The 22,579-nt window shown below is 61.4% G+C and carries 20 protein-coding genes, 3 pseudogenes and 1 riboswitch; of the genes and pseudogenes, 10 read left to right on the top strand and 13 right to left on the bottom strand.

Translation table 11 applies throughout. The features are described 5' to 3' along the window. Positions 1-26: 26 nt before the first annotated feature. The 3 genes and pseudogenes from K6M89_RS29385 to K6M89_RS29375 form a co-directional block, all read left to right on the top strand. Positions 27-752 carry an SDR family oxidoreductase gene (locus K6M89_RS29385; protein WP_222141785.1) on the top strand — a complete coding sequence of 242 codons (726 nt, stop codon included), beginning with the start codon at positions 27-29 and terminating at the stop codon, positions 750-752. 11 nt (positions 753-763) lie between these two features. Further along, a complete protein-coding gene (locus tag K6M89_RS29380; RefSeq protein ID WP_222141784.1) occupies positions 764-1,537 on the top strand; it encodes an SDR family NAD(P)-dependent oxidoreductase in 774 nt (257 codons plus the stop codon). A gap of 204 nt (positions 1,538-1,741) precedes the next feature. After that, positions 1,742-2,008 (top strand): annotated as a pseudogene (locus K6M89_RS29375) (integrase core domain-containing protein); the annotation flags it as partial. Here K6M89_RS29375 and K6M89_RS29370 read toward each other — a convergent pair. From K6M89_RS29370 to K6M89_RS29325, 10 genes and pseudogenes are all read right to left on the bottom strand, one after another. After that, positions 2,005-2,768 (bottom strand): annotated as a pseudogene (locus tag K6M89_RS29370) (bestrophin-like domain). The pseudogenes K6M89_RS29375 and K6M89_RS29370 sit on opposite strands and share 4 nt — an antisense overlap. A gap of 223 nt (positions 2,769-2,991) precedes the next feature. Next, positions 2,992-4,125 carry a calcium:cation antiporter gene (locus K6M89_RS29365; RefSeq protein WP_222141783.1) on the bottom strand — a complete coding sequence of 378 codons (1,134 nt, stop codon included), beginning with the start codon at positions 4,123-4,125 and terminating at the stop codon, positions 2,992-2,994. Positions 4,126-4,270: 145 nt separating this feature from the next. Further along, entirely contained in the window at positions 4,271-4,978 is a 708-nt protein-coding gene (locus K6M89_RS29360) for an SDR family NAD(P)-dependent oxidoreductase (RefSeq protein WP_222141782.1), read from the bottom strand. A gap of 175 nt (positions 4,979-5,153) precedes the next feature. After that, positions 5,154-5,504 carry a ribbon-helix-helix domain-containing protein gene (locus tag K6M89_RS29355; RefSeq protein WP_222141781.1) on the bottom strand — a complete coding sequence of 117 codons (351 nt, stop codon included), beginning with the start codon at positions 5,502-5,504 and terminating at the stop codon, positions 5,154-5,156. 24 nt (positions 5,505-5,528) lie between these two features. Next, positions 5,529-6,125 carry a DJ-1/PfpI family protein gene (locus K6M89_RS29350; RefSeq protein WP_222141780.1) on the bottom strand — a complete coding sequence of 199 codons (597 nt, stop codon included), beginning with the start codon at positions 6,123-6,125 and terminating at the stop codon, positions 5,529-5,531. A gap of 137 nt (positions 6,126-6,262) precedes the next feature. Then, on the bottom strand, positions 6,263-6,655 hold the full coding sequence (locus K6M89_RS29345; protein WP_222141779.1) for a DUF779 domain-containing protein: 393 nt from the start codon (positions 6,653-6,655) through the stop codon (positions 6,263-6,265). Between the two features lie 221 nt (positions 6,656-6,876). Further along, positions 6,877-8,385: an aldehyde dehydrogenase gene (gene adh / locus K6M89_RS29340; RefSeq protein WP_097583451.1), complete on the bottom strand. Its 1,509-nt coding sequence runs from the start codon at positions 8,383-8,385 to the stop codon at positions 6,877-6,879. A gap of 167 nt (positions 8,386-8,552) precedes the next feature. Next, positions 8,553-9,512: a helix-turn-helix domain-containing protein gene (locus K6M89_RS29335; RefSeq protein WP_222141778.1), complete on the bottom strand. Its 960-nt coding sequence runs from the start codon at positions 9,510-9,512 to the stop codon at positions 8,553-8,555. Between the two features lie 200 nt (positions 9,513-9,712). Next, a complete protein-coding gene (locus K6M89_RS29330; RefSeq protein WP_222141777.1) occupies positions 9,713-10,921 on the bottom strand; it encodes a TIGR03862 family flavoprotein in 1,209 nt (402 codons plus the stop codon). Between the two features lie 69 nt (positions 10,922-10,990). After that, positions 10,991-11,413, bottom strand: coding sequence for a MerR family transcriptional regulator (locus K6M89_RS29325; RefSeq protein ID WP_222141776.1), 423 nt, complete (start codon positions 11,411-11,413; stop codon positions 10,991-10,993). A 71-nt stretch (positions 11,414-11,484) separates the two neighbouring features. Between K6M89_RS29325 and K6M89_RS29320 the strand changes: the two genes are divergently transcribed. The 6 genes from K6M89_RS29320 (at position 11,485) to K6M89_RS29295 (ending at position 19,834) form a co-directional block, all read left to right on the top strand. Then, positions 11,485-13,707 (top strand): heavy metal translocating P-type ATPase, encoded by a 2,223-nt coding sequence (locus K6M89_RS29320; RefSeq protein WP_222141775.1) that lies wholly within the window; start codon positions 11,485-11,487, stop codon positions 13,705-13,707. Positions 13,708-14,047: 340 nt separating this feature from the next. Further along, positions 14,048-14,274: riboswitch (cobalamin riboswitch) on the top strand. Between the two features lie 261 nt (positions 14,275-14,535). Then, positions 14,536-14,757 (top strand): glutaredoxin-like protein NrdH, encoded by a 222-nt coding sequence (nrdH, locus tag K6M89_RS29315; RefSeq protein WP_010068756.1) that lies wholly within the window; start codon positions 14,536-14,538, stop codon positions 14,755-14,757. Between the two features lie 13 nt (positions 14,758-14,770). Then, entirely contained in the window at positions 14,771-15,175 is a 405-nt protein-coding gene (nrdI, locus tag K6M89_RS29310) for a class Ib ribonucleoside-diphosphate reductase assembly flavoprotein NrdI (RefSeq protein WP_097583446.1), read from the top strand. Next, entirely contained in the window at positions 15,154-17,358 is a 2,205-nt protein-coding gene (gene nrdE, locus K6M89_RS29305; protein WP_222141774.1) for a class 1b ribonucleoside-diphosphate reductase subunit alpha, read from the top strand. The genes nrdI and nrdE overlap by 22 nt, the downstream gene beginning before the upstream one ends. 175 nt (positions 17,359-17,533) lie before the next feature. Then, positions 17,534-18,508, top strand: a complete 975-nt coding sequence (gene nrdF / locus K6M89_RS29300) for a class 1b ribonucleoside-diphosphate reductase subunit beta (RefSeq protein WP_222141773.1) — start codon at positions 17,534-17,536, stop codon at positions 18,506-18,508. 102 nt (positions 18,509-18,610) lie between these two features. Further along, on the top strand, positions 18,611-19,834 hold the full coding sequence (locus K6M89_RS29295; RefSeq protein ID WP_222141772.1) for an adenylate/guanylate cyclase domain-containing protein: 1,224 nt from the start codon (positions 18,611-18,613) through the stop codon (positions 19,832-19,834). 116 nt (positions 19,835-19,950) lie between these two features. Here the strand turns inward: K6M89_RS29295 and queE are convergent, their stop codons facing one another. The 3 genes from queE to queC are packed head-to-tail and all read right to left on the bottom strand — an operon-like array spanning position 19,951 to position 21,742. Next, positions 19,951-20,679: a 7-carboxy-7-deazaguanine synthase QueE gene (queE, locus tag K6M89_RS29290; protein ID WP_222141771.1), complete on the bottom strand. Its 729-nt coding sequence runs from the start codon at positions 20,677-20,679 to the stop codon at positions 19,951-19,953. After that, complete coding sequence (queD, locus tag K6M89_RS29285; RefSeq protein WP_097583440.1) at positions 20,676-21,032, bottom strand: 6-carboxytetrahydropterin synthase QueD; 357 nt, start codon at positions 21,030-21,032, stop codon at positions 20,676-20,678. The genes queE and queD overlap by 4 nt, the downstream gene beginning before the upstream one ends. Next, positions 21,032-21,742 carry a 7-cyano-7-deazaguanine synthase QueC gene (gene queC / locus K6M89_RS29280; protein ID WP_097583439.1) on the bottom strand — a complete coding sequence of 237 codons (711 nt, stop codon included), beginning with the start codon at positions 21,740-21,742 and terminating at the stop codon, positions 21,032-21,034. The genes queD and queC overlap by 1 nt, the downstream gene beginning before the upstream one ends. 449 nt (positions 21,743-22,191) lie before the next feature. Between queC and K6M89_RS29275 the strand changes: the two are divergent. After that, positions 22,192-22,579: pseudogene (locus K6M89_RS29275) on the top strand (sugar ABC transporter substrate-binding protein); the annotation flags it as partial.

Genomic DNA, 22,579 nt, shown 5'->3' with positions numbered 1-22,579 from the left:
CAGGATCAAGACAGGAGGAGAAACCGATGAACGAATTGAATGGCAAGATCGCGGCGGTCACGGGTGCAGCATCGGGCATAGGATTGGCCTCGGCCGAGGCGATGCTCGCTGCAGGCGCGACGGTCGTGCTGGTGGACCGGGATGAGAAGGCCCTTGAGACGAATTGCGCCCGGCTTGGCGAGCGCGCCATTCCGCTGGTGATCAACTTGCTGGATCCGGACCAGTGCGCGGGACTACTCGAAAGCGTCCTGTCGAAGACGGGAAAACTCGACATTCTGCATGCCAATGCAGGCACTTATATCGGAGGCGACCTCATGGAAACCGACCTCGATTCCATCGATCGGATGCTCAATCTCAACGTGAACGTCGTCATGAAAAACGTTCGAAATGTCATTCCTCACATGATCGAACGCGGCACCGGCGACATCGTCGTCACCAGCTCGGTGGCGGGACATTCGGCGGTTCCGTGGGAACCGGTCTATTCGTCATCGAAGTGGGCGATGACGTGCTTCGTCCAGACGATGCGACGCCAACTTCTGAAAAATGGCATTCGTGTGGGGTCGGTTTCTCCAGGGCCGGTGATCAGCGCTTTGCTCGCGGATTGGCCGGAGGAAAACCTTCGCAAGGCCAAGGAGGCCGGGGCTTTGATCGAGCCCAAGGAAGTCGCCGAGGCGATCATCTTCATGCTGACCCGGCCGCGCAACGTCACCATCCGCGATATCGTGGTGCTTCCCAGCGCATTCGACATCTGAAGGAGCCGAACATGAGCTATCAAGAGAAATTTCGCCTCGACGGCGAACGTGCGGTGGTCACAGGCGGAGGGCGTGCGATCGGACTGTGCTGCACCGAGGCGCTGGCGGAGGCCGGTGCTGCCGTCGTTGTCATCGAACGCAGCGAGACCGATGCCCAGCAAGCACTTGCGCTCCGCGACAAGGGCTACGACGTCGAAGCCCGTGTGGGCGACGTCACGGATGCGGCCCGCATGGACGCGATCGCGACCGAGCTTGCCGATGCAGGGCGGCCGGCGACGATCCTCGTGAACAATGCTGGAATTGGCCAGAATGGCATCCCGGCGGAGGAGCTCACCAATGCGGACTGGCTGCGCATGATGGACGTCAATCTCAACGGCGTCTTCTGGTGCTCGCGCGCCTTCGGTCGTCCCATGATTTCGCTGAAACGCGGCGCCATCGTAAACCTCGGCTCGATGTCGGGACATATCTGCAACCGGCCTCAGCCCCAGACGGCCTATAATGTCTCCAAGGCGGCGGTCCATCATCTCACGCGCTCGTTGGCCGCCGAGTGGGCGCATCACGGCATCAGGGTAAACGCCGTCGCGCCCACCTATATCGAGACACCGATGGTGGTGGCCGTCGAAGCCAATCGCGAGCGGATTCCGCTCTGGCTGGCCGACACGCCGATGGGAAGGATGGGAACGCCGGAGGAGGTTGCAAGCGCGGTCCTCTTCCTCGCATCGGGCGCCGCCAGCCTGATGACCGGCGCAATAGTCAACGTCGATGCAGGTTTCACCTGCTGGTAGCTCCAGTCTCCAATCTCAGCCAGTTTTGCAAATCTCTGTGCGATCATGCCCCCGCAACCAAACTCTTCAATAGGCAATACCCAAAAAGCCCGCATCAAGCGGGCTTCTGGCTTTTCTGCGCGACAGAACAGACAGGCGATGAAACCGCTGCACACTTCCGGACGACATGCATTGATCCCAGGCTTTGATGGGGCATCCTTGTCTACCAAGGTAAAACATCCCTGGACCAACGGTCAGGTCGAGAGAATGAACCGAACCATCAAGGATGCCACCGTCAAACGCTTCTACTATGAAAGCCACGATCAACTGCGCCAACATCTTGCCGACTTTGTCGCCGCTTACAATTTCGGCCGCAGGCTCAAGACCCTCAAGGGCCTCACACCCTGCGAGTTCATGTGCAAGGCATGGGCTTCAAAGCCCGAACGTTTTACCCTCGATCCGCTCCAGCAAATGCCGGGACTAAACATCTAGGGTTCCCCGAGCCGTTCGATGGCCGATTGCAAAGGTGCATCGGAAACATGGATCAGTCCGACATAGGGATTGGCCATATCTGCAATCAGGAAGATCGCGCCGGCGACGGACAGGGCGCAGACGAGCAGAATTGACAGTACCGTCGGATTGGCCGGCGCCTGCAGTCCGAAGGTTGCAAAAAGCAGACCGAGCCAACAGACGAGAACGGCGAGGAAGGCCCAAGGCAAACCCTCCTTCCCGGATTCGACCAGCAGCCAGTGGGTCTCGGCGACCATGCCGCTTACCTCAAGAGCGCGGGCCTGGAGAGAACGCTGCACGGCATCCCTCGGCGTCAGGGACCGTAGGTCGCCCTGAACTGCCTCGATATCCTGATATTCCCCCAGCGCCGTGCCGGATGCCTCGTCGGTGGTATCGGCCGACCAGCCGCGGCTCAGTCGTTTCTCGATCAATTCACGAGCAACTGCCGCGCCTTGTCGGTTTCAGGCCCGTATTGGGCCATGACTCGATCAAGCAGGAGCACCCGCGCGGCCGCCGTTCTCATCTCCACTTCGGCATTGTCGTAGGTCGACTTGGCGGAGGCGATCAGAAGGCCGAGGGCCAGGGCCGACAGGGTTCCCACCACCGCGGTTGCCAGCCTGATGACGTCCTTGGATTCCGCATTGAGATGATGATCCGGCAAGCGGTCGCGCACGATCAATCCTATCGACGTCGCGGCCGACAGAAACACAAATACAAGCCCGCCAAGCAACAGTGAGCCCAAGTCCGGTCTCCGTATTGCCACCTACAGCGCCGCGCGTCTTTTCAGACGCGCAAAGGACGCTGTAGTACTTTGAGTGCTGCAGCCACTGCGACTGCCTGCAAGCCGTGCAATAGCGCCCGCCATCATAGCGGAAGACAGACCAGGCGCGGACTTTTACTTTCCTGGTCTTGCAGCGCCGCCTTCGAGCGGCGGTTTCGTTCGGCAAGATGCCGCCGGGCTGGCGTCATTGCTGGAAAATGAGCAGCACATAAGTCAGGAAAAGCACCAGGTGCACGGCACCTTGCATGAGATGCGTGCGGCCGCTGGCAAAGGTAATGATGCTGACGGCAAGTGTGAGCAGGAGCATCACCAGATCGCCGCCCTCCAGGCCGAGGGTCACTGTGTGCCCGTAAAGCTGACTGACAACGAGCATCGCCGGCACCGTCAGCCCGATCGTCGACAATACCGAACCAAGGAAGATGTTGACGGAGCGCTGAAGTTTGTTGGCGATGGACGCACGCACGGCGCTGATAGCCTCGGGCGTCGCGACAAGGATGGCCATGACAACGCCGCCGAATGCGGCCGGAGCATGCAGGGTTTCGATAATGTAGTCGATCGGCCGCGCAAGCTGTTCGACCAGGAAGACGACGGGACCCATATAGGCAAAAAGCAGAATTGCATGAGGCCAGACCGGTCCATGGTGAGGGAGACGTTCGCCGTGAGGCTCGTGACGGTTGCCGTCGTCGGTGAAATAGTCCCGATGGCGGCCGGCCTGCAGAAACAGAAATGTGGCATAAAGGCCGACCGATATTATGCCGAGGATCAACTGTCTCGGCGCCGATGAATGCTGTCCGCCCGGGCCTGCCAGAAATGTCGGCATGACCAAGCTCAAGGTCGCCAGCGGCACGATCACCCCGAGATAGGCGTTGGCGCCCTGCAGATTGTGCTGCTGTTCCGGCCGCCGCCACGCGCCCAGCAGTAACGACAGGCCGACCATACCATTCAGGATGATCATGACGACCGCAAACAGCGTATCGCGGGCAAGCGTTGGATTGTTTTCGCCGTGAAGCATGACGGCTGAAATTGCCATCACCTCGATCGAGGTGATGGCAAGCGTCAGAATGAGTGTGCCGTAGGGCTCCTTCAGCCGCTCCGCCAAATGATCCGCGTGCCGCACGACCGACAGGGCGGAGCCGAGGACGACGGCAAACAGCCACACGAAAACGACGGTGAACCAAAGCGGATCGGAAAGCCGCCCGAAAAGCTGCTCCTGGAAAACCAGAAATGCCAGGCTCGTCGCGACGCTGACGCCGAGGAACCATTCCTCGCGCACCAGGCTGGTGGCGCTGACGGCGGGCAATGCGGGACCGTCGGTCATCGAATCCACCTGCCTTCCGGCAAATGTCGCCGCAATGCGATCATCAACACCATCGCGCCCCGCCCGCTGCCTGCGCCTCCGATGAGAAGGAATCGTACCGCAAGCCGGGCGGCATGTAACCGTATAAAACGTGCAAGGCCTTGCTTTATTCGCGCCCGGTCGCCGGGATCGCCGCGCCGGTAACGACAGCTGCGGCCGGTGAAATCAGGAAGGCGATGAGGCGGGCGATCGATTGCGGCGATACCCAGCCGTCCGTCTTCGCATTGGGCATGGCGGCGCGGTTCTCGGGCGTGTCGATCGTCCCGGGCAGAATGCAGTTGGCGGTGATGCGGTGATCGCGGTTTTCCGCAGCGATCGCCTCGGTCAGCCGGATGACGGCGGCTTTCGAAGCGGCGTAGGCCGCCTGATTGGCTCCGGCCTTCAGGCCGGGGGCGGCGGCGACGTGAATGATGCGGCCATAGCCTACTGCCTTCATGGTCGGGAGAACAGCAGCGCTGATCGTCAGCGCAGTGCGGGCGTTGGCGGTCATCATCGTGTCCCATTGGGCAGGCGCATCCGGCCCGACCGGTCCCATCTGGAAGCCGCCGACCGTATTGACCAATGCGCTGACCCCGCCGAAGCGCTTGACAGCGCGGGCGACAGCGGTGGCGCAGGAAGCATAATCGGTGAGTTCCGTTCCGACGATCGACAGGAACTCGGTGGAGGCGGGAAGCTCGCCGGCCAAGGCTTCCAATTCCTGGCTCGACCGGTTCATGCAGACGAGCTTGGCGCCGCCTGCGGCAAGCTCGCGGACAACGGCGCTGCCAAGGTTGCCGCCGGCTCCCGTGACGATCACGGCTTTCTGCTCGTTCATGGCAATCGATCTCCTGACGGTGCCGGTGCTGGATGATGCCGCGCATTGTTGATCCAGGCTGCGCCGCAACGCAACCCCCCGTGCAGCTGCGCCACGGTCAGGTATCCCAGGATTGTCGGCAGAGTTCCCCGTGGAGAGCTCTGCCCGCGTCATCGGCGGTTCGCCGGGCCAGGCTTCAGTGATATTTTTCCCGTTCGCGGCCGAGGATGACCGGCGCATCCAGCTCGGAGATCGGGCGGTTGACATCGACGGGGATATCCCCGGTGAGCTGCAGGTCGAGATAACGGGCGCAGCAGACGCGCAGGAAGGATGTGAAATTTCCGAGATCGTGGCCGGCATCGATCGACTCATGATGCAGCCGGGTGATCAACTGCACGACGTTCATGCCGTCGCGCCGGGCAATTTCCTCGAGCTTCGACCAGAAGAAGTTCTCCAGCCTGACGCTGGTGACCATGCCGTCGATGCGCAGCGACCGGGTGGTGCTTTCCCATAGCCGCCCATCCGCTTTGATGAAGAGTTCACACATATCGTCCTCCCGGTGCCGCCCTTGTCAGGCGGCGTTGGTTTCAGGCATCGACGCGGCGTCGAGCACCGCCATGAACTGGCGCAGCCAGGAGGGATGCGCCGGCCAGGCCGGCGCCGTGACCAGATTGCCGTCCGAGACCGCATCGGTGATTGCAATATCGGCATAAACGCCGCCGGCCAGTTCGACTTCCGGCCGACAGGCGGGATAGGCCGAGCAGGTGCGGCCCTTCAATACGCCGGCAGCGGCAAGCAGCTGCGCACCGTGGCAGATGGCTGCAACAGGTTTTCCGGCATCGAAGAAGTGCCGGACCGTGTTGATGACGTGGGCATTGAGGCGAAGATATTCGGGCGCGCGGCCGCCGGGGATGACGAGGGCATCGTAATCCTCTGCCCGCACGCTGTCGAAAGTGGCGTTCAGCGCGAAATTATGGCCGCGCTTTTCGGAATAGGTCTGGTTGCCCTCGAAATCATGGATGGCGGTGGCGACGCTCTCACCCGCCTTCTTGCCGGGGCAGACGGCATCGACCGTATAGCCGCAGGCGAGCAGCGTCTGGAACGGCACCATCGTTTCATAATCTTCGGTGAAATCACCGGTGATCATCAGGATCTTTGAAGCTGGCATCGTATCCTCCTTTGAAACCAACAGACGAAGATTAACAAAGTCCGTCGGACAGAAGGTACTATGGGAATACTACAGGCGAAATTCTCAGTGGGAAGCATGTTGCGCACCAGACCACCCGTGCGTCTTAACGGCATGCATCAGACTGTTCTGACCGTAGCATCCGGGACGGCGCAGGCCTCGCCACCGCTAAAGAGGCGGGAGCGGGTAAGAAAGCGCTTCTCGCGGCCGTTGTCGAGCGAGAACATGCCGCCGCGACCCGGCACGACATCGATGATCAGCTGTGTATGCTTCCACGCCTCGAACTGGCTGGCGCTGATATAGACCGGCACGCCGCCGATCTCGCCGAGCTTGACGTCGCTGTCACCGACCATGAATTCGTTGGCGGGATAACACATCGGCGAGGAGCCGTCGCAGCAGCCGCCGGACTGGTGGAAGAGGATATCGGGATGGTCGCGCTTGATTTCGGCGATCAGATCAAGGGCTGCGTCGGTTGCGAGAACTCGCGGTTCGCCGTTGACGGTCGTTTCCATCGGTCTTCCTCCAAGGTTTCGGGAGGAAAAAGTCCCCTCCCCAACCCCTCCCCACAAGGGGGAGGGCTAAGCTGTGGCACCGCCTCGCAAAACAACAAGCCGGATGCATAATATGCTGCGGCCGAGAGCGAAAACGGCGAGCGCCGCACGTTAAGCCCCTCCCCCTTGTGGGGAGGGGTTGGGGAGGGGTTTTGACACTCCCCCCCACCACACGAAAGTTCTCAGAAGAAACCGAGCGCCTTCGGGCTGTAGCTCACCAGCATGTTCTTGGTCTGCTGGTAGTGCTCGAGCATCATCTTGTGGGTTTCGCGGCCGATGCCCGATTGCTTGTAGCCGCCGAAGGCGGCATGGGCGGGATAGGCGTGGTAGCAGTTGGTCCAGACGCGGCCGGCCTGGATCTCGCGGCCGAACCGATAGCACCGATTGGCGTCGCGGCTCCAGACACCGGCACCGAGGCCGTAGAGCGTGTCGTTGGCGATTTCGAGCGCTTCCTTCTCGGTCTTGAAGGTTGTGACCGAGACCACCGGCCCGAAGATCTCCTCCTGGAAGATGCGCATCTTGTTGTGACCCTTGAAGATCGTCGGCTTGACATAATAGCCGTTCGCCAGATCGCCGCCGAGATCGTTGCGGGAGCCGCCAGCCAGGATCTCAGCCCCCTCCTGCTTGCCGATGTCGAGATAGGCGAGGATCTTTTCGAGCTGCTCGGTCGAGGCCTGGGCGCCGATCATGGTAGCGGAATCGAGCGGGTTGCCCTGCTTGATCGCCTCGACACGTTTGACCGCCTTTTCCATGAAGCGGTCATAGATCGATTCCTGGACGAGCGCGCGGCTCGGGCAGGTGCAGACTTCGCCCTGGTTGAGGGCAAACATCGCAAAACCTTCGAGCGCCTTGTCGAGGAAATCGTCATCTTCGGCCATCACATCGGCAAAGAAGATGTTCGGCGATTTGCCGCCAAGTTCCAGCGTCACCGGAATGAGGTTCTGGCTGGCATATTGCATGATCAGCCGGCCGGTCGTCGTCTCGCCGGTGAAGGCGATCTTGGCGATGCGGGGGCTGGTCGCCAGCGGCTTGCCGGCCTCGATGCCGAAGCCGTTGACGATGTTGAGCACGCCGGGCGGCAGCAGATCGCCGACCAGTTCGGCCCAGAGCAGGATCGAGGCCGGCGTCTGCTCGGCAGGCTTCAAGACGACGCAGTTGCCGGCGGCAAGCGCCGGAGCAAGCTTCCAGGTGGCCATCAGGATCGGGAAGTTCCAGGGAATGATCTGGCCGACGACGCCGAGCGGCTCGTGGAAGTGATAGGCGATCGTGTCGTGGTCGATCTCGCCGATCGAGCCTTCCTGGGCGCGGATACAGGAGGCGAAATAGCGGAAGTGGTCGATCGCCAGCGGAATGTCGGCCGCCATGGTCTCGCGGATCGGTTTGCCATTGTCCCAGGTCTCGGCCTGGGCGAGCAATTCCAGCTTGTCTTCCATCCGCTCGGCGATCTTCATGAGGATGTTGGAGCGCTCGGCAGCGGAGGTGCGGCCCCATTTCTCCTTGGCCGCATGGGCGGCGTCGAGCGCGAGATTGATGTCCTTTTCATCGGAACGAGGAATGTCGCAGAGCTTGCCACCGGTGACGGGCGTCAAGTTTTCGAAATACTTGCCTTCGACCGGCTCGCGCCATTCGCCGCCGATATAGTTGCCGTATTTCAGCTTGAACGGCGACTCGACGATTTTCTGATGAAGCATATCATCCTCCCATGATGAGCCAGGTTCCCAAGCGAACCAGTGGAGGGAAAATGGGCGTGTTTTGCCGAAGGGAACAGGGGAGGTATTCCATACCGCAGTGCACACTGTCGCAGACATGCGACAGGGCCGCGTCAGGATAACCATGTCAGTGATATGTTCGGGTCGGGCTAATGCAGGTCGAACTTCTTCATCTTCCGGTGTAGCGTGGCGCGGCTTATGCCGAGCGCGATCGCCGCCTGCGAGACGTTGCCGCTGGTGCGTGACAGCGCCCGCAGCAAGGCCGCCTTTTCCGCCTCTACCATCTCCTCCTGCTGTGAGACGACGGCTTCGCGCAGAGCATCGGCGGCCGGGATGCCGGCCGCAATCCGCTTGTCGTCCAGCTGCAGCGCGATGCGGGCGGCGCGGGTTGCGCCAAGCACGAGATCATGCCTGTCGACGGCAAGCAGGGCGGCGGCGGAATTGGCGCCGGCCGGGACCATCAGGAAGCGGGCGCCGGGAAAGGCCGAGCGGAAGAGGTTGAGTTCGATGCGCATCGCCGCATCGCGCACGGTCTGCGTCAGGATCGCCAGCGTCATTTCGTTGACGTCCTCGCGGCAGGTCGAGATGTCGAGGGCGGCGGCGAGTTCACCGCGATGATCGCGGACCGGCGCGGTCGTGCAGCTCAGGCGGATATTCGAGCAGAAGAAATGCTGGTCGCGGAAGATGGCGACGGCGCGCTCGTCGGCAAGTGCGGTGCCGATGCCATTGGTGCCGATGCTCGCCTCGGTCCACACCGAACCGGTCCAGAGACCGAGTTGGCGGAAGTCCTTATCGTCGCCGGCAGCGCCCCGGCGCTCCAGCGCAATACCATTCCTGTCCGTCAGAAGGATGCAGCAGCCGGCTTTGCCGACCGTGGTGAAGAGCCGGTCGAGCTCCTCGGTCGCGCCGGCGACCAGCCGTTCGGACTGTTCGCGGGCTCGGTGAAATTCCTCGTCGGTCAGACGCAGCGGCGCACGTTCGTCCTCGGGCGCGAGCCGGTGCATGGTCATGCAACGCCGCCAGGAAGCGACAATCGGAGAACTCGCGGCGGCGGAATTCCGCTGCGCAGAGCTATAGACATGCTCCGCATGTGCTGACTGTTCGTGCATCTGCTCCTCCCACGGAACTTCAGCATAATCTGAGGGAAAAGCGGCCAGTTTGCAATTGCACGCAGCGACGGCCGCCTTCCTCTTCGCCTTAGCGATCAGGGCATGACGCTGAAAGCATGCGCGATCCTCGCATGACGGGACACTCCACGTCTTTGATTTAGATCGGATTGGCGATCCTTGCACAGTTTTGCTGGAGGTGGTTAGCCCCGCAGCCAAGCCTCGATGCCGCGTGCGGCGGCGCGGCCCGTCGCAAGGCAGGCGGTGAGGAGATAGCCGCCGGTCGGCGCTTCCCAGTCGAGCATTTCGCCGGCGACGAAGGTGCCCGGCATCGCCTTCAACATGAAGCCATCGTCGATGCTGCTCCAGCGGATGCCGCCGGCCGAGGAGATGGCCTCGCCGATCGGCCTCGTTTCGAGGACCGGCACCGGCAGGGCCTTGATTATGCCGGCGAGACGGACGGGATCGGCTCGGTCGCGCTCGGCAGCGAGCTCACGCAGCAATGCCGCCTTGACGCCGTCGAGGCCGGCGCCCTTGCGCAGGCGGTTTGAAAAGCTCGATTTGGCGTCCTGCCGCCTGAGGTCGCGGGTCAGCCTTTCGACCGACCGGCCCGGGGCGAGGTCGAGCGTCAGGGCAGCGCTGCCGTGCCTCTGCAGCCGGTCGCGGAGGCTTGCCGCATGGGCATAGACCAGGCTGCCCTCGATGCCGTTTGTGGTGATGACGAATTCGCCGGGAAAGGCGCCGGCATCGGAGGTGGCGGTGACCGACTTCACGGGCTCGCCGGCGAAACGCTCGCGGAAGCTTTCGCTCCAGCCGACGACAAAGCCGCAATTGGCGGGTCGGAAGGCATCGATCTCGACGCCCTTCTCCGATAACCACGGCAGCCAGCGTGCATCGGAGCCGAGGCGCGGCCAGCTTGCGCCGCCGAGCGCCAGCAGGGCCGCATCGCAATGAACGATGCTGCGCCCTTCCGGCGTTTCGAAAACATAGCCCTCTTCGGCAAAACCGATCCAGCGGTGGCGGGTGCGCAGCGTAGCGCCCTGCGCCTCCAGCCGCTTGAGCCAGGCGCGCAGCAAGGGAGAGGCTTTCATCACATCAGGGAAGACGCGGCCGGACGAGCCGACGAAAGTCTTGGTCCCGAGCCCTGCTGTCCAGTCTCTGATATCGCCAGGGGTAAAGGCATCGAGAGCGGGGCGCAGGCGGGCAGAGGCGGCGCCGAAGCGTGTGGCGAAACGGTCGTAATCCTCGGAGTGGGTGATGTTCAGCCCCGACTTGCCGGCGAGCAGAAACTTGCGGGCGAAGGTCGGCATGGTGTCGTAGATCGTCACCGCATGGCCGGAGAGCGAAAGCAGCTCGGCGGCCGCCAGGCCCGCCGGGCCGCCGCCGATGATCGCAATTCGCTTCTGGTTCATGGATGTCTTCGCTCGATTCTATCTGCCCGCAGTTTTGGCGCGGGCGTCGATTGCCTGCAAGGGCGGGGATCAATGGTGGGGACGCGTGCACTGGCCGTGGTCGGCGAGAACCTCGATGACACGGCATTGGTCGACGCGGCCATGGCCGCAACCTTCCACCATGGTTTCGAGTTCGGCCTTCAGCGCCATCAGGCTGCGGATACGCTGCTCGACCTCGACGAGGCGGGCCTTGGCGATGGCATCGGCAGAGGCGCAGGATTGGTGCGGATCATCCTGCAGGGTGAGCAGCGTGCGGATCGCCTCGATCTCGAAGCCGAGTTCGCGGGCATGGCGGATGAAGGTGAGGCGGCTGATATCGGCGGGTTCGAAGGAGCGCTGGTTGCCTTCGCTCCGGCTTGGGGCCGCGAGCAGGCCGATGCTCTCGTAATAACGCACCGTCGGCACTTTGACCCCACTCCGGCGAGCGGCTTCGCCGATCGTGATCTTTTTCATGATTTTCCTCTTGCACCTCTAGTCGCTAGAGGATGTAGGAGGGATGCTTCTGTTTGACAAGGAAGCGGATCATGGTTGAGACGAGCGAGACACGATACCGGGTCGGCGGCATGGATTGCGCCGCCTGTGCGACCAAGATCGACACGGCGGTCAGGCGCGTTGCTGGAGTCGCCGATGTTTCCGTCTCGGTGGTAGCAGGTACGATGACCGTCCGGCACGACGGCAGCAGCGACCTAAAGACGATCGAGAAGAAGGTGACCGGGCTCGGTTATTCGGTTTCGCCCTTTGCCGGAAGCGCGGCGCCGGCACAGGATCACGGCCCGCACGATCATCACGACCACGGCGATCATGACCATGATCACGATCACGCAGATCACGATCATGGCCAAAAGAAAATCGACGGGCTACATGGGCGTGACCATGCGCCGATGACCGGTTCCTGGTGGCAAAGCCGGAAGGGCCGATTGACCATTGTCTCGGGTGCAGCGCTAATCGCCGCCTATGCCATCGGCCATCTCGTGCCTGCGGTTGCATCCTACGCCTTCGTCATCGCCATGCTGGTCGGGCTGGTGCCGATCGCGCGCCGCGCCATCATGGCGGCTCTATCGGGCACACCGTTTTCGATCGAGATGCTGATGACGATCGCCGCCGTCGGCGCCGTCATCATCAATGCCGGCGAGGAGGCAGCGACTGTCGTGTTTCTGTTTCTCGTCGGCGAGTTGCTGGAGGGTGTGGCGGCCGGCAAGGCGCGCGAAAGCATCCAGTCGCTCACGGCGCTGGTGCCAAAGAATGCCTTGTTGGAAGACAATGGTCAGACGCGGGAGGTTCCGGCGGAAAGCCTTGCCGTCGGCGCTATCATCATGGTGCGCCCGGGTGACCGCATTTCGGCGGACGGCGTCATTGTCTCCGGCGAGAGCGCGATCGACGAGGCGCCGGTGACGGGCGAGAGCACGCCGTTGCGCAAGGGTGTCGATGCCGTTGTGTTTGCCGGAACGGTGAATGGCGATTCTGTGCTCAGGGTTCGCGTCACGGCGGCCGCAGCCGACAACACCATCGCCCGCGTCGTCAGGCTGGTGGAGGAAGCGCAGGAATCGAAGGCGCCGACCGAACGTTTCATCGATCGGTTTTCGCGCTATTACACGCCCGGCGTGGTGGTGGTCGCAGCACTGGTGGCGGTGGTTCCGCCGCTGTTCCTTTCCGGCGCGTGGGACGAATGGGTCTATAAGGGCCTTGCTATCCTGCTGATCGGCTGTCCCTGCGCGCTCGTCATTTCGACGCCGGCGGCAATCGCCGCCTCGCTGTCGGCAGGCGCGCGGCGCGGGCTGCTGATGAAGGGCGGCGCGGTGCTGGAAACGCTCGGCAAGGTGACGATGGTCGCCTTCGACAAAACAGGTACGCTGACGGAAGGCAAGCCTAAGGTGACCGATATCGTTTCCTTCGGATTGAGCGGGGCGCAGGTCTTGTCGCGCGCGGCGGTGCTGGAGCAGGGCTCCAGCCATCCCTTGGCGCTGGCGATCCTCAACCGTGCTCGGGCGGACGGCGTTCCCGTGCCGCCGGCCTTCGAGCTGGAAGCGCTGCCGGGCAAGGGCGTCAGCGGCAAAGTCGGCGGCGAGACGCTGGACCTGCTGTCGCCGTCCGCGGCCCGCGAGCGCGGCGCCCTCGATGGCGAAAAGGATGCGCGCATTGCCGTTCTGAACGACGAGGGCAAGAGCGTATCGGTGCTGCTCGTTAATGCCGTTGCGGTCGGGCTGATCGCCATGCGCGACGAGCCGCGCGAGGATGCCGAAGCCGGGCTTTCCGCGCTCAAATCAGCCGGCGTAAAGGCGATGATGTTGACGGGCGACAACAAGCGGACGGCAGCAGCCGTTGCCGGCATGCTCGGCATCGACTGGCGCGGCGAGATGATGCCGGAAGACAAGCAGCGGGTCGTCGGCGAATTGAAGCGTCAGGGCTTCATCGTCGCCAAGGTCGGCGACGGCATCAACGACGCTCCGGCGCTGGCCGCCGCCGATATAGGCATCGCCATGGGCGGCGGCACCGATGTTGCCCTGGAGACGGCCGATGCCGCCGTGCTGCACGGGCGCGTTGGCGACGTGGCGCGGATGATCGAACTGTCCAAACGAACGATGCGCAATATCCTAGAGAATATCACCATCGCCCTCGGGCTGAAGGCGGTGTTCCTGGTGACGACCATCGCAGGCATCACCGGCCTCTGGCCGGCGATCCTCGCCGATACCGGCGCCACCGTGCTGGTGACGGTCAATGCGTTCAGGCTGCTTCGGATAAGGACATAACACCCGATGTCGTCCTTGCGGCGCTCGTCACATGAAGAGTGGCGTAGACCGCTGATAACGGGCGCCAACTCCTCTTTCGTCATGCTCTGGCTTGTCCCGGGCATCTGCCTCCGGTCGATAGGCAGCAGATCCTCGGCACAAGGCCGAGGATGACGCGGAGAGGGGAGGTTTGTCATCAAACTGAGGCCCGGCTACAGCTCAGCCCGCTTCATCCGTACCTTCTCCACAGCCTCGTTTCGTCAAGCCTTCGTTATCCATGTTTTTCACAGGAACGCAGTGATTTCAAACCTGCCGTAACGCAATGCACAAACCATCCGTTGACGTGATTTTGGATTCGCGTACTATATCTAGTGTTCAAGGTTCCTTCGATTCGTCAGGATCGCGGGCGAAGATGGGAATACGGTGCGTTTCGCCATGACGGCGCAACAAGGCCGGAGCTGCCCCCGCAACTGTAAGCGGCGAGCAACTGTCCGATTTCAGGTCACTGAGGCATGATGTCTCGGGAAGGCTGGGGGCAGGGTGCTTCGACCCGCAAGCCACGAGACCTGCCTTGAACTAGCTGTCCACGGGCGGGGTGTCCGGAAGGTCGCGTGCATGAAGCGGAGTGATCCGCGCCTGTTGCGCTGCCCCGAACGTCCGCATGAGCACTTCGGGGTTGAAGTCATGTCGAGAATATCAAGGCCGCCGCCCGCGCAAATCCCGAAAGGGATCGTATCGGGCGTTTAAAGCGCCGACTTTGCCAGATCACCATCAAACGTTGCCCCGGACGCCGAAAGGCGCCCGATCCCAGTATTGCGTCCAGAATTCTTTGACATCACGAGGAAGATGATGAGTGTTACCGTTTATAGCAAACCTGCCTGCGTCCAATGCACCGCCACTTATCGCGCCCTCGACCGCCTGGGCGTCGATTACGATATCGTCGATATCTCGCAGGATGCCGAAGCGCTCGATCGCGTCCGCAGCCTCGGCTACATGCAGGCGCCCGTCGTCATCGCCGGCGAGCGGCATTGGGCGGGTTTCCGTCCCGATATGATCAGCGCGCTCTCCTGACCGGAAAACGGCGATGGGGCTGCTCGTCTATTATTCCAGCCGATCGGAGAATACCCATCGCTTCGTCGCCAGGCTCGGGCTGCGCGCGGCGCGCATTCCGGCCAGCGGCGCAGAGGCGTTCCCTATCCGCGAACCCTTCGTTCTGATTGTGCCGACCTATAGCGGCGACGGTGGCAAGGGTGCCGTTCCCAAGCAGGTGATCCGTTTCTTGAACGATGCGGAAAACCGAGGACATATCCGCGGGGTGATTGCCGCGGGCAACAGCAATTTCGGCGAGACATACGGGCTCGCCGGCGACGTGATTTCGCGCAAATGCCAGGTGCCCTACCTCTACAGGTTCGAGCTCATGGGCACGGCAGAAGATGTCGCCAACGTCAAACACGGAATGGAACGATTTTGGACACGGGAACAACTCTGACGCGGGATGCGGGCGCAAAACCTCATAACACTTTTGCTCATCCCGCCGGCGAACGTCCTTTGAAAGCGGCGGAAACGCTCGACTATCACGCGCTGAACGCCATGCTGAACCTCTATGACGATGAGGGCAGGATCCAGCTCGACAAGGATCGCATGGCGGCGAAGCAGTATTTCCTGCAGCATGTGAACCAGAACACGGTGTTCTTTCACAATCTGAGGGAGAAGCTCGATTACCTCGTGACCGAGGGCTATTACGAGCAGGAGGTTCTCGATCAGTATTCCTTCAATTTCGTGCGCGACCTGTTCGATCAGGCCTATGCCAGGAAATTCCGTTTCCCGACCTTTCTCGGCGCTTTCAAATATTACACCAGCTATACGCTGAAGACCTTCGACGGAAAGCGCTATCTCGAGCGCTACGAAGACCGCATCTGCATGGTGGCGCTGACCCTGGCACAGGGCGACGAAGCGCTTGCCCGCGACATGGTCGACGAGATCATCTCAGGCCGATTCCAGCCGGCGACGCCGACCTTCCTCAACGCCGGCAAGAAGGAGCGCGGTGAACTCGTCTCCTGCTTTCTGCTGCGGGTCGAGGACAATATGGAATCGATCGGCCGATCGATCAATTCGGCGCTGCAATTGTCGAAGCGCGGCGGCGGCGTGGCGCTGTCGCTGACAAACATCCGTGAGGCCGGCGCGCCGATCAAGCAGATCGAGAATCAGTCGTCGGGCATCATCCCCGTGATGAAGCTGCTCGAAGACAGTTTCTCCTATGCCAACCAGCTCGGTGCCCGTCAGGGAGCCGGCGCCGTTTATCTCAACGCCCATCACCCCGACATTATGCGCTTCCTCGACACCAAGCGCGAAAATGCCGACGAGAAGATCCGCATCAAGACGCTGTCGCTCGGCGTCGTCGTGCCCGACATCACCTTCGAGCTCGCGAAAAACAATGAGGACATGTACCTGTTCTCGCCTTACGACGTTGAACGCGTCTACGGCGTGCCTTTCACCGAGATTTCGGTGACCGAAAAATATCGCGAGATGGTGGCGGATGCGCGCATCTCGAAGAAGAAGATCAAGGCGCGCGAATTCTTCCAGGTGCTCGCCGAAATCCAGTTCGAGAGCGGTTATCCCTACATCATGTTCGAGGACACGGTGAACCGGGCGAACCCGATCGCCGGGCGTATTTCGATGAGCAATCTTTGCTCGGAGATCCTGCAGGTCAGCGAAGCGAGCGAATACAACGACGACCTCTCCTACAAGCATCTCGGCAAGGATATTTCCTGCAATCTCGGCTCGCTGAACATTGCGGCGGCGATGGACTCCGCCGATTTCGGCAAGACGATCGAGACCTCGATCCGGGCGCTGACGGCCGTCTCCGACATGAGCCACATCGCCTCGGTCCCGTCGATCGAGAAGGGCAATGACGAAAGCCATGCGATCGGTCTCGGCCAGATGAACCTGCACGGTTATCTCGCCCGCGAACGGATCTTCTACGGCTCGGAGGAAGGCGTCGATTTCACCAATATCTATTTCTATACGGTGACCTATCACGCGATCCGCGCCTCGAACCTGCTGGCGGTCGAACGCGGCAGCAGGTTCAAGGGCTTCGAAAATTCGAAATATGCGTCCGGCGACTATTTCGACAAATATACCGAGCAGGAATGGAAGCCGACGACCGAGAAGGTGCAGGCGCTGTTCGACAAATCAGGAATCCATATTCCGACGCAGGACGATTGGGCGTCGTTGAAGACGGCTGTTATGACGTCTGGCCTCTATAACCAGAACCTGCAGGCGGTGCCACCGACGGGCTCGATCTCCTACATCAACCACTCGACCTCCTCGATCCATCCGATCGTCTCGAAGATCGAGATCCGCAAGGAAGGCAAGATCGGCCGCGTCTATTATCCGGCGCCGTTCATGACCAACGACAATCTCGATTATTATCAGGACGCCTACGAGATCGGCGCCGAGAAGATCATCGATACCTATGCGGCGGCAACCCAGCATGTCGACCAGGGCCTGTCGCTGACCTTGTTCTTCCGTGACACGGCAACGACGCGCGATATCAACAAGGCGCAGATCTATGCCTGGAGGAAGGGCATCAAGACGATCTACTACATCCGCCTTCGCCAGATGGCGCTGTCCGGCACCGAGGTGCAGGGCTGCGTGTCTTGTACGTTGTGAGTTGATTTCGGTCGCGAGCCTTAGAGCGAATGGCCCCCTCATCCGCCTGCCGGCACCTTCTCCCCGATGGGGAGAAGACATCTGCGGCAGGCGCGACATCCCCTCTTCCCTCGGGGAGAGGGCAGGGTGAGGGGGCTCCGAGCGCCATCAGATCTATTGGAAGGACATAATCACCATGAACATCGCGCTAAAGCCAATCAGCCGCGTGCGCGCCATCAACTGGAACCGCATCGAGGACGACAAGGATCTCGAAGTCTGGAACCGGCTGACCGGCAATTTCTGGCTGCCGGAAAAAGTGCCGCTGTCGAACGACATTTCCTCCTGGGCGACGCTGACGCCGGCCGAGCAGCAGTTAACCATCCGCGTCTTCACCGGGCTGACGCTGCTCGACACGATCCAGAATGGCGTTGGTTCCATCAGGCTGATGGAGGATGCGGTAACGCCGCATGAGGAGGCGGTGCTTTCCAACGTCTCCTTCATGGAGGCGGTGCATGCGCGCTCCTATTCCTCGATCTTCTCGACGCTGTGCTCGACGCCCGACGTCGACGACGCCTATCGCTGGTCGGAGGAGAACGAGTTCCTGCAGCGGAAATCGGCGCTGATCATGGAGCAGTATGGTTCCGGCGATCCCTTGAAGAAGAAGGTTGCGAGCGTCTTCCTGGAAAGCTTTCTGTTCTATTCCGGCTTCTATTTGCCAATGTACTGGTCGAGCCGCGCCAAGCTGACCAACACGGCCGACATGATCCGGCTGATCATCCGCGACGAGGCGGTGCACGGCTATTATATCGGCTACAAGTTCCAGCGCGGGTTGGAGCGGTTGTCCGAGGAGAGAAGGCAGGAGATCAAGGATTTCGCCTTCGACCTGCTGCTCGAGCTCTACGACAACGAGGCGCGATATACCGAGGCGCTCTATGACGGTGTCGGGCTGACCGAGGACGTCAAGAAATTCCTGCATTACAATGCCAACAAGGCACTGATGAACCTCGGCTACGAGGCGCTTTTCCCGGCCGAGGCCTGCAAGGTCAATCCGGCGATCCTGTCGGCGCTTTCGCCGAATGCCGACGAGAACCATGACTTCTTCTCCGGCTCCGGTTCCTCCTATGTCATCGGCAAGGCTGTCGCGACCGAAGACGAAGATTGGGATTTCTGAGGCTTTCTCGCAGTCTGCCCTTATCATTTGCTTCCCTGTCGCCCACATTCAGCGGAAACTGAATTCGATCCTCGCCGATGACGTGACGTAGCGGAGTTTTTGATGTCGCCTTTTATGAACAAGACTGGGACTGCCGTTGAAGCGGACGAGGGCGTCTGGCCGATCCGCAGGAGGCGGATTCTCGATTGGCTGGTGAACGAGACGCGGGGCGAGCGTTTCATCGACAACATTTTGGTGGAGATGTGCGGGAAGCTGCTGTCGGCTGGGGTGCCGGTGGCCCGGGCGACATTGCATTTCCGGACGAACCATCCGCAATGGATCGGCGCACGCATCCTCTGGAAGGAAGGGCTCACAGAAGCGAAGATCAACACATTCGCCTATGGCGTCGAAAACACGCCGGAGTTCCTGACCAGCCCGGTCAACGCGATCCATCAGGGTGCGGAGGAAGTGCGCAGGCAGCTGGAAGGTACAGCCGACGGCGACTTGGATTCATTCTATCGGGAACTGCGCGACGACGGCCTGACCGAGTATATCGCCTGGCCGCTCGAACACACCTTCGGCAAACGGCATGTGGCTACATTTTCCACCAGCCGGCCGGGCGGTTTTACCAGCGAACATCTCGATTTCCTGCGTGATCTCCTTCCGGCCCTGACCTTGATCAGCGAAATTCGCCTGAAGAACATCATGGCGCGCACGCTGCTGCAGACCTATGTCGGGCCGCATGCGAGCGAGCAGATCCTGTCGGGCGTGACGACGCGCGGCAGCGGCGCCACCGTCGGTGCGGCGATCATGATCTGCGACCTGCGCGACTTTACGGCGATCTCCGATCTCTGGCCGCGCGACGATGTCATCCAACTGCTCAACGATTATTTCGACGCCATGTCGGATCCGATCGAACGCTATGGCGGCGAAATCCTGAAGTTCATGGGCGACGGATTGCTGGCAATCTTCCCCTTAAGCAAGGAAACGGCCTGCGCCGATCTGCTGCAGGCGATCCGCGAAGGGCAGGCGTTGATGGCCGAGCTCAACGAGCAGCACGCACGGACAGGACGCGAACCGCTGCGTTACGGCGTCGGCGTGCATGTCGGCGACGTCATGTACGGCAATATCGGTTCGCGCCGGCGGCTGGATTTCACCGTCATCGGCCCTGCCGTCAATACCGCCTCGCGGCTGGAAAGCCTGACCAAGGAGGTCAAGCGTCCGGTGCTGTTGTCGCGGGCCTTCGTCGAAATGGCGGGCTGCGCCAAAGACATGGACAGCCTCGGCACCTTCCCGCTGCGCGGGCTCGGAGAGCCTGTCGATGTCTTCGCTTTTCCTGAGCGCTAAAGCGCGTCGCGTCAAATTTGATTCACGCGACGCGCTTTAGCTCTTTGTTTTTATGCATGTCGTTGTCCCGGAACCGCGGCACACTTCCGGGCGACATGCATTAGGCTCAGGCAGGTTCAGACGCCGCGTTTGTTTCCCCACAGCAGAACGTGCAGCTGCGGCAGCACGCGCGGGGCAAACCATCTGTCGACCGTCACCTTTTCGACGAGCCAGTGCATTCGATCCATTACGCCGTCGATATCGATGCGGGCGTCGTCGTCATCGGGCGGCGGCGGCGTATGGTTGCCCGGCTGAAGGAACAAGGGAATATAGGGATAGCGCCGACCCGCGTGTTGGGCGAAGGCGTAATCGCCATCGTCGAAGACGACGATTTTCAAGGCGATCTCCGGGCCACCGGCGGCAAGCCGGAGACAGCTGTCGACCTGGTCCCAATCCGTCAGCATTCCGCTTGATGGCGGCTTGGGGCTCAAGACCAGGAAGTCGAGATCGCGAAACCAGTTCCGGCCCACGCTCCCCTGCGTTTCCAGCGCGAAGCGGTAGCCTTGAGAATGGCCGAATTCGATCAGCGGCCCCAGAGGCTGGATCGCCGGATTGCCTCCGGAAAGGGAGACCGTCATCGGCCGGCCTGCGGAGAGCTTCGTGACCTCCTGCCAGATCGCCTCGGTGGACATGGGAATCCATTGATCCCGAAAGGCGCTGTCGACGGCGTGGAGGCTGTCGCACCAGGAACAGCGATAGTCACAGCCGCCCGTCCGGACGAACACCGTCGGCAGCCCGATCAAAGCGCCTTCGCCCTGGATGGTCGGGCCGAAGATCTCGCTGACGCGAATGGTCTCCCCGCTCATGGCCGGTACTCCGCCCAGGTCTTCGGCGTCTCGCTGACGCGGACGGACGATGTCTCGGGGAAACGCTGTTTGCACCAGTCGTAAAAATGCTTTGCCAGGAATTCGGAGGTGACTTTCGAGTGGCCGAAGACCTCGTTCAGGTGGCGATGATCGAGAGCCTCGTCGATATAGCGCTTGAGCGGCGACAGGTCGTGATAGTCGCGAACGAACCCGTCGTCATTCAGGCTTTCGGCGGCGAGCTCGACGACCACGACGTAGTTGTGGCCGTGGAGCCTGGCGCATTGATGGTCGGCCGGCAGATGATCCAGCTGGTGCGAAGCGGAGAGATGAAACTCCTTGGTGATGCGGTACATCAACGCACCTCCGCCGCGGAATATTGCGACACTGCCGCTTTCCAGAAGTCCCGGTCTTCATAGTCCGTTGGATCGGTGACACCGGCAAGGTGGAAGGCTTCGCGGCGTTCGACGCAGGTTCCGCAGCGCCCGCAATGAAGGTTGCCGCCCTTGTAGCAGGACCAGGTCTCCGCAAACGGCGTACCATGTTTTGCGCCGTCGGCGACGATCGCCGCTTTGGGAACATCGACATACGGCGCCAGCAGTCTGACGCTGGCATAACCGTCCAGCGCTTCGTTCTGCATGCGCTGGAAGGCGTCGATGAAGGCCGGCCGGCAGTCGGGGTAAATGAAATGGTCGCCGCCGTGCACGGCGACGGCGACAGCATCGGCCTTTTGCGCGGCCGCCAGGCCGAATGCGATCGCCAGCATGATGGCATTGCGGTTCGGCACCACGGTGGCCTTCATGGTCTCCTCGGCATAGTGGCCGTCCGGGACCTCGACATTATCGGTCAGCGCCGATCCGCTGAGATGGCCGCCGATGGCGGCGATATCGATGATATGATGAGGAACGGCGAGACGCGCGGCGCACCGGGCGGCGAAGTCGAGTTCCTTGCGGTGCCGCTGGCCGTAGTCGAAGGAGACGAGGCCGATAAGCTGTTGTTCCGCTGCTATCTTATGTGCAAGCGAAACGGAGTCGAGTCCGCCAGAGCAGACGACGAGAGTCTTCATATTTTGGATTCCCTTGTTTTGACCGGGTGGGCTGCGACCGGATTACGGCGTCCTTCTACGGCAAATCACGCCTCAGGGAAATAGGCCGCGCCTAATGATCGGAAAATTGATCAGCGGCCGATCCTCGTGGATGGAGTTGGCGACAATGCGCAATCGATACGTCGGCTGCGGATGAGATCGCACTCGCGGGCGAGATGGAGACCGCGTCTGGATATCAAAGGCGCATAGGTGGACTGGTAAATAGCAGGATTGATAAAGTAATTAATTCAATAGGATAATAGAAAAGGCATATTTTTCTCGGGAGTCGAGAAAGGACTTGACGATCAGAGGCTTATAACGTTTTAAATTAGCAACCGTGCGGAGGAGCGCGGCCGAATGTTGACCGCCGCAACGCGGAAAGCATCGGGCGGCAGGGAGGGCCCGCCGCCGATTTTCAATGGGAGGAATTTATGCGCAAGTTTTTGAGCTCGGCGGCTGTTGCCGTCGTGATGATGGCTGGCCTCGGTGCGGCCCGCGCCGCCGACGTCAAGGAAGTGCAGATGCTGCACTGGTGGACGTCGGGCGGCGAGGCGGCGGCGTTGAACGTGTTGAAGGAGGATCTGTCGAAGGAAGGGTTTGCCTGGAAGGACGTTCCGGTAGCCGGCGGCGGCGGTGATGCGGCGATGACGGCGCTGAAGGCAATGGTGGCGGCCGGCACTTATCCGACCGCTTCGCAGATGCTGGGTTACACCGTGCTCGATTATGCCGAGGCCGGCGTCATGGGCGACCTGACGGAGACGGCCAAGAAGGAAGGCTGGGACAAGTCGGTGCCGGCGGCGCTGCAGAAGTTCTCCGTCT

The sequence above is a fragment of the Rhizobium croatiense genome (assembly GCF_019793465.1).
Classification (GTDB): Bacteria; Pseudomonadota; Alphaproteobacteria; order Rhizobiales; family Rhizobiaceae; genus Rhizobium; species Rhizobium croatiense.
Note: the sequence above shows the minus strand (reverse complement) of the source record. Positions and strands in the feature narration are given on the sequence as shown.